Origin of the sequence: Bariatricus sp. TF06-38A (assembly GCF_027690675.1) — a bacterium.
GTDB classification, from domain to species: Bacteria; Bacillota; Clostridia; order Lachnospirales; family Lachnospiraceae; genus Allocoprococcus; species Allocoprococcus comes.
The window spans coordinates 16464-28354 of sequence record NZ_JAQFCE010000019.1 but is presented as its reverse complement, the minus strand read 5'-3'; the positions used below and the strand labels follow the sequence as shown (position 1 = coordinate 28354).

Below are 11891 nucleotides of genomic sequence, written 5' to 3'. Positions count from 1 at the left end.
AAAGCCGGATACACCGGAAAATCCAGAGACACCGGAAAAACCAGAAACTCCAGAAAAGCCGGATACACCGGAAAATCCAGAGACACCGGAAAAACCAGGCACTCCGGAAAATCCGGATAGCCCGGATTCCGGCAAATCCGATTCCAAAGATCCGATTCAGAAACCGGATACTGATAAGGCAGATTCTTCCGAAGACCGGAAAGATACAAAGACCGACCCAATTCCGGGAAGTGAGATCGACCATACACAGGAGATCAGCAAAGCAGAAGAAGCAGCCGGTCAGAACGAATCAAAAACTGCAGTCAGTAATTCTGAACTGATCAACCGTCAGCAGATTGTGAAGCAGCCAGAGATGGTAGAGGATTTCCGTTTCTGGACTGTGGCAAGAAAATATGCATTTGCCAGAACAGCGATCAATGTACGGGAGGAAATTCCGGAAGCTGCAGATGGCAGGGCAGATACTTCCGAGGAAGCCAAAGAAGCAGAGCTTGAAGCGGCAAAAAAAGATGCAAAAGAGCTGAGAGCCGGATTTGATATAGAGAATCAAAAATACAACACGAAAAAAGTGAAACGTACAAAAACGGCAAAAGGTGTAAAAAAATCTACACAGATCAAACTGACCGGACTCAACATTTTTTCATCAGCGAAATTAAAGACAGAGGCGTCGAATCAGACCAATCTGAAAGCTGGAAAAAGAGCTGAAGCAGCAAGGCAGGCTGAGAAGGATCTGCAGAAGCAGAAAGAAGAACAGGCGGCAAAAGTGACTGCTGACCTGGCAGCACAGCAGATGGAAGAAAAGGTCCGCTCGGTCGGAACGATTTCGCAGGACGGGCTTCTTTATATTTTGAAAGAAGAAGACAATGGCTGGTTGTATGTGGAATCCGGTAATGTCAGGGGATTTGTAAAGGCGTCTGAAATTTATACGGAAGATGCGGCACAGGAACTTCTGGATGTCTATCAGACACAGGCCAGGTTAAAAGCTTCCAAAGAAAACAAAGACTATACCGGAATCGAGGGAACCGCAAAGACGGCACAGGCACTGGTAGAGGCTAAAGATAATCAGGCATATACCTATCTCCGTGCGACGGTGAACCAGACGGTTGCAGATAAAGAACCGGCACTGGTAAGCGAACAGGTAGATACTGATAAAAAAGGAATCCTGGATATTCAGGAGGAGAAGAATGCGGATTCCAGAGTTGTCGGAACAATGACAGCAGGAGAGCTCTGCTACATTCTCGCAGATGAGGATTCAGACTGGGTTTATGTAGAATCCGGAGATGTCAGAGGCTTTGCGGAAAAGAAGTATTTGAAATCAGACGCTGAAACCAAAGCACAGGTGACAGAAAGAGGAGCTGATGCCTATTCAATGGCAGAGGAAAACATGGATCCGGAAGATAATAAAGCTCTTTACTATACGCTGACTTCTACAAAAGAAGGAACGCCGAGTGGTGAAATCCGCCAGTCAATGATTGAATATGCATCCCAGTTTGTCGGTAATCCTTATGTGTGGGGCGGAACCAGTCTGACAAACGGAGCAGACTGTTCCGGATTTGTACAGCAGATTTACAAGGCTTACGGATATGATCTTCCACGTGTTGCCGAGGATCAGAGCCAGTATGGAACCAAGATTCCAGTAGAAGACGCACAGCCTGGAGACCTGATCTTCTATGCAAAGAACGGTTATGTATATCATGTTGTGATGTATGCCGGAGATGGAAAGACCATCGAAGCTGCAAATGAAGATGTTGGAATTATTTACGGAACTGTTTACGACAAAGATGCAGTATGGGCGACCCGGATTCTGGACGATAATTATGCCGTCGCAGGTGGAGGAATCGGCGAGGTTAATGCAACGCAGGAGATGTACGGAACGGATCTTGGCAATTTTACGATTACATATTACTGTGCATGTGAAATCTGCTGTAACAAAGCAGACGGGATCACAGCAACCGGAACTCCGGTCATTGAGGGACAGACCATTGCGGTGGATCCGAGTGTAATCCCTTACGGAACAAAAGTCATCATCGGCGGACATGTATTTACTGCTGAAGACTGTGGTGGTGCGATCAAGAAAAACCACATTGATGTCTATGTAAACAGCCATGAAGAAGCACTTGCTCTCGGCGTGACGAATGCAGAAGTTTATCTGGCTAAATAAAAATTAAGCGAAGGATAATTTGTTCTTTCGGAGTTTATCTAAAGCCATAAAAACAGGGAAATGTTCTGACGTAAAATATGTCAGGACATTTCCTTTTTCTCATTTTTCCAAAATATTTTCCGAAAGAAATTACTCTCTGAGTTTGAAAAATTTTATCAGAAATATTTTTAATGAAATATGGACGGTTTTGTCAAAGAGTAGTAAAATAAAAATGTCGCGTTTCGACTAAAAGGACTGCATTTTACAGAATTTGTAAGAAGGAGCAACAGATTTTGAAATATAGAAATATACAGGTAGCAAAAATGACAGGAGCAAAAATTCTAGCAGGATTACTTGTTTTCGGACTTACTTTCAGCGCTCCGGCAACAGCTTGGGCGGCAGAGGGCGGCCTTACAGAGGTTACTTCTAATGGATCAGAAAATGGAGAAAAATTACAGGCAAAATCCATTGATGGGCGTGATACACTTACAGAAGTATCAGATCTTGTCCTGGAGATGATTCATAATGAAGAAATAAGATACAATGAAGAGACTGGATATCTGGAAGATACCGGTCTGCGTGATGCAGCGAAAACAGGATGGAAGGTTGATCCGATAACAGGGGATGAAGTAGAAGTAATCCCGGCTAACCCGGATGTGCCGGTTACGCCGGAGCAACCGACAGATCCGGCCAATCCGGATACACCACAGCAGCCTTCGGATGGCAATGTGAACAATGAACAGCAGCCTTCGGAAGACCAGACAGAAGGCTCAGAAGAAAACAAAGCGCAGGAGCAGGAAAAAAATGCGCAGGATAGCGAACACAAGATGACCAATGAAGAACTGGTCAAGAGACAGCAGATCGTCAGTCTTCCGGAATACGAAGAAGATTTCCGTTTCTGGACAGTTGCGAGAAAATATGCATTTGCAAAGACAAAGATCAGCATACGTGAGGCAATTCCGGAAGATATCAGTGGAGCCGTTGATACTGATCGGACAGAAAGTGATATTCAGGAAGCAACAGCCGATGCTAAAAAACTGTTTCATAAGGAAACTTCTGTAAAGGCGAAGAAATCAAAGACGAAATCTTCTGCGAAAAAGACGAAAACAGCAAAGAAAGTACAGCTTAATACATTTTCTGCCGGGACATTAAAAAACACAGCAGACACTTCGGAAAAGAAGTCATCCTTAAACTCTGATACTGCCGTAGCATTGCAGGATGATACTTTAAATGCGTCCCTTGCATCCCGGCAGTTGGCCGAAAAGGTGCGTTCTGTCGGAGAAATTTCACAGGATGGACTTCTCTACATTCTGAAAGAAGAAAAGAATGGATGGCTGTATGTAGAATCCGGAAAGGTCAGAGGATTTGTAAAAGAATCCGAGCTTTATACCGGAGATGCAGCACAGGTACTGTTGAGCGGATACCAGAAGCAGGCAAAAAAAGCTACAAAAAAAGCCAAGAGTGCATATACTGGAATCGAAGGGACAGCATCTCTTGCAAAAGAAACGGTTCCGGCAAATGAAAATCAGGCATTTACCCATGTACGTGCAACCGTAAATCAGACACTGGCTACGAAAAAATACGCACTGGCAGATGCATCAAAGTCGGATGGAACTGTAGCAATCCAGGAAGAGGCAAATGGACAGTCACGTGTGATCGGAACCATGTCCCAGGGTAATCTGTGTTATATCCTTGCGGATGCAGAGAAAGACTGGATCTATGTAGAATCCGGGGATGTCCGTGGCTTTGTCTCTAAAGAGGCTGTTCAGACTGGAGATGAAGTAAAAGCGCAGGTAGAAGCAGCAGGCGAAGGTGCTTACCAGACAGCTACAGAACTGATCGCACCGGAAGATAACCAGGCACTTTATTATAGCTATGCTTCTGTAAAGCCGGGAACACCGGGGAATGCGATCCGCCAGGCAATGCTGGATTTTGCCACACAGTTCATTGGCAATCCTTATGTATGGGGCGGTACAAGCCTGACAGAAGGGGCAGACTGCTCCGGATTTGTACAGCAGATCTATAAGAATTTTGGCTATAATCTGCCAAGAGTAGCCGAAGATCAGAGCCAGTATGGAACCAAGATTCCGGTTGAAGACGCACAGCCGGGGGATTTGATTTTCTATGCAAAAGACGGTTATGTCCATCATGTTGTGATGTATGCAGGAGACGGAAAGACCATCGAAGCTGCAAATGAAGACCAGGGAATCATTTCCGGAACGGTATATATTCCGGAAGCTGTCTGGGCAACCAGAATCCTGGAAGAAAATTATAATCTGGAAGGCACGGATGTGAACGAACAGAACGCTACAGCCGAACAGTATGGAGACAGTATCGGAGAATATACCATTGATTATTATTGTTCCTGCGAGACTTGCCGTGCGAAGGCAAGCAAGGTCAAAGCAACCGGAACTCCGGTTGTTGAAGGGCAGACCATTGCGGTTGACCCGGATGAGATTCCGTATGGAACAAAGGTGATCATTGACGGACATGTATTTACTGCTGAAGATTACGATACTTCCGGCAAAGAAAAACATATCAGTATCTATGTCAATGAGCATGAGACTGCACAGAAGCTGAATGAGAAGAAGGCAGAAGTACATCTGGTGAAATAAAGACAATCAAAAAAAGAAATATTAAACAAGAAAAACTTCGGATCACTGGCGAAAATCCAGAATATCCGAAGTTTTTTGCATGTCTACACTATTCAGACAACAGGCGCAGATTCTGGCTGAAATCCGCCGAAGGGATGTGCATTTTGTGAAAGATGTCCGCATGCTATGAATATTTGTGCAAAGTATATGCCGGAGGAAAAAACGGTATCTTCCAGTCACAGGGCATCCTGCTGGATGATGGATGAACGTGCCGCAAAGGGAGGTGTTGCACTTGCCTAGCCAAAAGAAAATCTTAGAAGTTAAAAATTTGAAAAAATATTTTCCGGCTACTCAAAAACAACAGTTAAAAGCTGTTGATAATGTGTCATTTGATATTTACGAAGGTGAGACGCTGGGAATTGTTGGTGAATCCGGATGTGGGAAAACAACCTGTGGAAAAACCTGTCTTGGAATGTATCCGGTAACAGATGGAGAGGTTCTGTTTCACGGGAAGAACATTCATACCATGTCAAAGAAAGAACGGTTTGCATTTACAAAACGTGTGCAAATGATTTTCCAAGATCCGTATGCTTCTCTTGACCCACACCAGAAGGTTTATGATATAATAGTAGAAGGAATCCAGATTCACGGGATGGCGAAGAACAAAACGGAAGAAAAGAAGATGGTAGCGGAACTACTTGAGATGGTTGGATTGAATGCAGAGCATGCAGCGAGAAATGTCCACGAGTTTTCAGGTGGGCAGCGTCAGAGGATTGGAATTGCCAGAGCACTTTCCGTTAATCCGGAATTCTTGTTTTGTGATGAGCCTATTTCAGCATTGGATGTTTCGATACAGGCACAGATTATAAATCTGCTTATGAAATTACAGAAAGAAAAAAAGTGTATGTAACAGAGGAGAAAGAAAAATGAAGTACGATTTTACAAGTATTATTGACCGGAAAGGAAAAGATGCTCTTGCAGTGGATAGCCTTCCAAATTTGCTTGGGCCGGGGAAAAAAGTAGAAGTAAGAGAAGGGCTGGATTACATTCCGATGTGGGTTGCGGACATGAATTTTCCGGCACTCCCGAAGATCACCGAAGCGATCATTGAAAGAGCGAAACATCCGACCTATGGATATTTTATTACCAGAGATGAATATTACAACAGCATCATCAAGTGGCATGAAGAACGGAATCATGTGACCGGACTGAAAAAAGAACATATCGGTTATGAGAATGGAGTTTTAGGCGGCGTGGCAAGTGCACTTCACGCGGTCTGCTCACAGGGTGACAATGTCCTTGTCCATGCACCGACTTACATAGGATTTACCGGCACACTGAATAATAATGGCTACCATATCATCCACAGTCCGCTGAAAAAGGACGAAGAAGGCATCTGGCGGATGGACTTTGAGGATATGGAAGAGAAGATCGTGAAAAACAAGATCCATGCAGCCATTTTCTGTTCACCGCACAATCCGACCGGTCGTGTATGGGAGCGCTGGGAAATCGAGAAAGCAATGGAAATCTATAAAAAATACGATGTGACCGTCATTTCCGATGAAATCTGGTCCGATATTATTTTATATGGAAACGAGCATATCCCAACCCAGTCTGTATCTGAAGATGCAAGAAACAGAACGATTGCTTTATACGCACCGTCAAAGACCTTCAACCTTGCCGGACTGATCGGAAGCTATCATATTATATACAACAAACGCCTGAAAGACAGAGTTTTAAAAGAGTCCTCCCTCTGCCATTACAATTCGATGAATGTGCTGTCCATGCATGCACTGATGGGTGCGTATACACCGGAAGGACAGGAATGGGTAGGCGAGCTTCGAGAAGTGATCGGGGAAAATGTCGCTTATGCATGTGATTATATCGACAAACATTTTGAAGGTGTTTCCGTAACCAGACCGCAGGGAACCTATATGCTGTTTGTTAACTGTGAAGAATGGTGCAAGGCACATGATAAGAGCCTGGAAGACGTTCTGAAGATGGGATATGAAGCAGGTGTGTTCTGGCAGAACGGAAAGCCATTCCATGGTGAATGGTATATCCGTATGAACCTTGCACTGCCGACATCCAGAGTGAAAGAAGCATTTGACCGTCTGGATAAATATGTATTCAATGCTTAAAATGCATACAATAAAGGAGGAAAATAAAAATGGAATTAGTAAAAGAGCTGCCGGAGATTTTTGAAGAATTCGGACAGCTGGATACACGAATTGCTGCATTTTTAGAGATGATCTAGGATTTAGAATGTATCAAATTTAAAAGAATGTGTCCCGGTATTCTGAAAAAGTGGATGGGATTCTAACAGATTTATGTTATAATAGAAATTAACAGGCAGGGAACAGGCATCAGTCTGTTCCCTGTGTATATTTACAGGTATATGGAGAATATACCGGAATTTTTTCAGAGAGCAGCTAAGACTGAGACGAAGCCTTTGAAAAAATTTTACCAGATTGAATAAAATAAGAGAGGTACTGAATATGACAATCGAAGAACGCGCAGCAAAAGCTGCAGATTTAAAAACTGCCGGAGCATGCAACTGTTCCCAGGCAGTGGTAAAAGTATTTGAAGATAAGCTTTCATTGGACGATGAGACACTGATGAAATTAACCGCAGGCTATGCAGCTGGAATGGGATGTCTGGAAGCAACCTGCGGGGCACTCATAGGAGCTGTGATGACCGCCGGAGTCCTGACAGACGGAGCCGGAACGCCTCGTTATTCCAAAGAAATCCTTGCAAAGTTTCAGCAAAAATGCGGAGCAACGATCTGTAGGGAGTTGAAGGGCGTCGGCACAGGAAAGGTACTCTGTGAATGTCCGGAATGCGTAAGAAATGCGGTGCTTGCACTAGGAGAAGTAATGGGGATTGAATAAATAAAACGATACGAATACGGAACACATCCCCATTTGTGCTATACTTAAGCTAACAAAGTGTTTAGGACATGGTTTCAAAAAGAGGAGGAATACTATGGTAAATTTCTATGTGTATTCTTTTAGTATAGCAGCAATTCCACTACTTTTGGGTGTTTTACTGATCTGGTTTGGGAAAAAGCTGTGGAAGAAAGCAAATGCTGAAAATGCCAAATATCAGCAGCGCTATTCAGGACGCACCACGCTGCGTGTGATCGGTGTGGAGAAGCATGAACGGGAGGAAAGGGATTCTAATGAATCAGGTGAAATCATTTATGTCACCAGCTATACCCCGATTTATGAGTATATGGTAAATGGTCAGAGATATGAATATCACACACGTCTGGGAAGCTCGATCGATCAGTATCCTGTCGGAAAGGAATATCCAGGATATTATGATCCGGAGAATCCGAAGGATGTGACGGAAACTTTAAAAGACATAACAGGTGGAGGAAGTCATTTCCTGAGTCTGATTTGTTTTGTAATTGGGGGAGTGGCGATTTTGCTTGGAATGGTGAGAGTATGGTCGGTTATAGCATTACTGTGAAAAAGTTCTGGATGTGAAGCCAATAAAGATAAATTCACAGGAAAAAGAAATTGAAAAAATGAATCTGATTTAGGTGTAAGATAAACAATATTTTGATATTAGGTGCTAATTTGGTTTTTTGCTGGATTAGCACCTTTTAATATTTTAAAATTACAGAACGAAAAATCAAATTAAACATTGACAAACCTGACCTTCATCCCTATAATGCCTACATCAAAAAGGAAAAAGGATTTGATTAACTGATCGGTTGATTGAAAAAGGTGTAACAATATGATTTTAGATATGTTTAGTGAAGAAGATATAAAAGTTGTTGTGTCTTATCTGCCTGTGTGGGAATTTTTCTTTTCGATGCACGTACTTTCCAACCCAGAGCATCATGTATCCAGACAAAAATGGGTGCAGTCAAAAGAACAGTGTTTACCAGAACTGGTAAAAGAAATCCGTAATCTCAAAACTTTGACAAATGAATGGATTTTAATTATTGATTCGGAAAAATGGAGTGAGATCCGACAAATGGAAATTATCGAAATGATTCGTTATTTTCGAAAAAAGAATATATACCAGTGGAATCATTGGGTAAAGGAAACAACTGGTAATGAAATGACCAGGAAAGAGCGTGACAGAATATTAAATGTTATGGAAGCGTATTATGAAACCGTATTTCGTAAAGAAGAAATGATTTTACGACCTTATCTCATAAGAGTAATTCAGAATGAAAAACGAAAATGTCAGGCAGAAGGATTGTGGAATTGGATCGGAAAAATCCATACACGTCTGCAGGTTGAAGAAACCGAAGTCATTTATCTGAAAAACCATGAATTTAAGTATAAGAAAAAAGAGCTGAATACGGTATTTCTTACAGTCAGTACTTTTGTATATCCTCATTTATGGCTTTTTAAGCACAGGCAGGAACTGGAAGTGGTAAAAGGAGTTATTGTTGAATCAATCGAGAGTGATATTCCGGAAGACTTGGTGCAAATATTTAAAGTACTCGGAGACAAAACGCGATTACGGATTATCAAGCTTTTGATGCAGAATGTCTGTACCACACAAGAACTGGCGCAGAAATTGGAAATCAGCGAAGCGGCAGTGTCGAAGCATCTGCAAATCATGTGGAAAGCAGATCTTGTTCATAAAAATAAAAAAGGATTCTTCGTAGAATATGAATTTAAAGAAGATATGATTAACTACATTCCTTACAAATTTTACGAAATGATAACTATCTAGAAGGGGGGCAAATAGATGTGGCAGGTAATATTTTCAACATATCATAAAAACAGGATTGGGATTCTGAGGGCAGTTCCATGGTCATTTATGGTATCACGCGTGATAACGGGAGTTACTCAGATTATCTTTCCATATTTTGTATATCGCTATTTTATGCATGGAAATTTAAACAATGAATTCAGCAAATATGTAAATGGTGCAGATTATATCACTTATATTGTACTGGGATCTGCGTTAAATGTTCTGGCAGTTGCAACGCTCATGAATATCGGAAGGGCATTGATTACAGAATTAAGAGAAGGCACACTGGAAATGCTGTTGTTATCGCCCGCACCAAGGAGTGAATACTTTCTTGGATGTCTGCTGGAACAGACGACACGGGCATTTCTGGAGTTTGGAACTGTGCTCATTGTCGGGGTACTGTTCGGAGCAAAATTAAGTTATTTTCTTTCCGCCCGGGCATTGATTACGATTTTACTGGCAATACTAAGTTTTTTTTGTATGGGAATTTTATTATCTTCCGTTATGCTATATACAAGAGACACTTATCTGACACAGAATACATTATTTGTTACAATGAGCCTGGTATGCGGGATTACCTATCCGATTCAATATCTGCCGGATTGGGTTCAGAATGTAGCACAGATTTTTCCATTGACTCCAGCGGTTACTTTATTTCGAAATGTGGTGATCGGACATGAAAATCTGATCAGCAATCATCTACTGATTGTACAGATTCTTGTTCTGTCCGGCATTTATCTGGTTCTCGGTATGATCTGGTATCAGTCAATGGAGAGGAAACTGGTAGAAAGTATATTTGGATAGATAGGAGAAAAGACATGGACGAACAGAAAATTATAGCTACAAATCTTGCAAAAAATTACGTGATAAAAGAAAGTGCATTGTTCGGTCGAAAAAAGAAAATCGTTTCCGCGGTAAAGGATATCACTTTGGAAATTCCAAAAGGGCAAATCATAGGCGTTCTCGGAATTAACGGCGCAGGGAAAACAACAACAATCCGTATGCTAGCATCGATTATCGCGCCATCCTCAGGAACGCTCACGATGAATGGTGTCGATGCAGTTAAAAATCATCGTTGGGTAAAAGAACGGATCAATGTAATTTCCGGTGGAGAAAGGAATCTGTACTGGCGACTTACTGCTATAGAAAATTTAAAATACTTTGGCAGTTTATATGGCTTGAGTGGTGTTAAATTAAAAGAAAAAATTGCAGAATTATTGAAAATAGTAGGGCTGGAAGAAGCCGAAGATATACCGGTTGAAAGATATTCAAAAGGGATGAAACAACGGCTACAGATTGCAAGAGGACTGATTAACGATCCTGAATATATTTTTCTGGATGAACCAACCCTTGGACTGGATATTGTGATTGCAAAGGAAATACGGACTATGATAAAAGAGTTGGCTCAGGAGGGAAAAAAAGGGGTTCTCCTGACAACACACTATATAAGTGAGGCTGAAGAACTTTGTGATTATATTTATGTCCTGGATAAGGGGCGAATGATTGCACAGGGTACTAAAGAAGAACTAAAAGATTTGTTTGCAAGTGAACCGAAGATGGTTTTGCAGGAACCTGGACTGGAAGAAATATTGATGAAAATTATTTACAGATCAAGAGGAGAAGACAGTGAAGAAAATATTTTTGGTAATAAAAGCAGAAATTGAAAAACAACAGAAACATGATTATCATTCAGCTTTTGTATATTTGTCGCTGCTGATCTGGCCGATTCTTGGATTTTTAGAAGTTTATTATACTTACAAACCATTTTCTTTAACCGGTTATATGGGGATTTCTGACAGCAAAGAATTACTGGCTTTCTTAGGAACCGGATTTATGTCCTATACATGCTTCTGGTCGATGGTACAAAATGCATGGTCGATGGCGAATCAGGAAAGAAAAGGCGGCACTTTGGAAATTACTTTTCTTTCCCCTGCAAACCGTCTGGCTATGATGTATGGGAGAGCACTTGGCGCATTGATTCAGGAAGTATGGATGTTCTGTTGTTTTTGCGTATTCATTTTGGTTTATACAAAAGCAATCCAATTCCACAACATACTGATTTTGCCATTTATTTTTCTTTTGTTGCTACTGTCTTCCACAATCTGGGGTGGAATGTTGAATTCCATTTTTATGTTTTCCAGAGATGCTTCGATCATTATGGATATTTTTGATACACCGATGACATTGTTTTCCGGTTCAAGAATTCCACGGAACTGTTTTCCTTTCTGGGCAAAAATGATTTCACTTGTATTTCCGCTCACATATTGTATTAATATTATTCGATTTGTATTGAATATTGGTGGGAAAGGAAAACAATGGATCTTGAATATCGCCGGCCTGCTGGTTTGTATGTGCATTATGGTAGCTGTTACAGTAGTTTTGACATATCAGGTTGAAAGACATAACAGAGAAACAGGGGAGTTACAGCTTTATTAAAA

Annotated in this window: 9 protein-coding genes and 2 pseudogenes; all 11 read left to right on the top strand. The window is 41.6% G+C overall.

Annotation, left to right across the window (positions count from 1 at the left end; translation table 11 throughout):
• Nucleotides 1–2158: C40 family peptidase (locus tag PG418_RS13405; protein ID WP_498837507.1), on the top strand; the 2158-nt coding region annotated here is incomplete at its 5' end.
• Nucleotides 2159–2430: 272 nt separating this feature from the next.
• Nucleotides 2431–4752, top strand: a complete 2322-nt coding sequence (locus tag PG418_RS13400) for a C40 family peptidase (RefSeq protein ID WP_498837506.1) — start codon at nt 2431–2433, stop codon at nt 4750–4752.
• A 132-nt stretch (nt 4753–4884) separates the two neighbouring features.
• Nucleotides 4885–5031: pseudogene (locus PG418_RS13395) on the top strand (peptide ABC transporter ATP-binding protein); the annotation flags it as partial.
• Nucleotides 4994–5629 (top strand): annotated as a pseudogene (locus tag PG418_RS13390) (ATP-binding cassette domain-containing protein); the annotation flags it as partial. The pseudogenes PG418_RS13395 and PG418_RS13390, both read left to right, overlap by 38 nt.
• 28 nt (nt 5630–5657) lie before the next feature.
• Nucleotides 5658–6872, top strand: a complete 1215-nt coding sequence (locus PG418_RS13385; protein WP_498837505.1) for a MalY/PatB family protein — start codon at nt 5658–5660, stop codon at nt 6870–6872.
• A 357-nt stretch (nt 6873–7229) separates the two neighbouring features.
• Nucleotides 7230–7622 carry a C-GCAxxG-C-C family protein gene (locus PG418_RS13380; protein ID WP_227084578.1) on the top strand — a complete coding sequence of 131 codons (393 nt, stop codon included), beginning with the start codon at nt 7230–7232 and terminating at the stop codon, nt 7620–7622.
• 94 nt (nt 7623–7716) lie between these two features.
• Nucleotides 7717–8205 carry a DUF3592 domain-containing protein gene (locus PG418_RS13375; RefSeq protein WP_498837504.1) on the top strand — a complete coding sequence of 163 codons (489 nt, stop codon included), beginning with the start codon at nt 7717–7719 and terminating at the stop codon, nt 8203–8205.
• A 270-nt stretch (nt 8206–8475) separates the two neighbouring features.
• Nucleotides 8476–9432, top strand: a complete 957-nt coding sequence (locus tag PG418_RS13370; RefSeq protein WP_215634451.1) for an ArsR/SmtB family transcription factor — start codon at nt 8476–8478, stop codon at nt 9430–9432.
• A gap of 15 nt (nt 9433–9447) precedes the next feature.
• Nucleotides 9448–10257 carry an ABC transporter permease gene (locus PG418_RS13365; protein WP_178293659.1) on the top strand — a complete coding sequence of 270 codons (810 nt, stop codon included), beginning with the start codon at nt 9448–9450 and terminating at the stop codon, nt 10255–10257.
• Nucleotides 10258–10271: 14 nt separating this feature from the next.
• On the top strand, nt 10272–11117 hold the full coding sequence (locus PG418_RS13360) for an ABC transporter ATP-binding protein (RefSeq protein WP_022220589.1): 846 nt from the start codon (nt 10272–10274) through the stop codon (nt 11115–11117).
• Nucleotides 11080–11889, top strand: coding sequence for an ABC transporter permease (locus tag PG418_RS13355; protein ID WP_117824342.1), 810 nt, complete (start codon nt 11080–11082; stop codon nt 11887–11889). The genes PG418_RS13360 and PG418_RS13355 overlap by 38 nt, the downstream gene beginning before the upstream one ends.
• Nucleotides 11890–11891 lie beyond the last annotated feature (2 nt).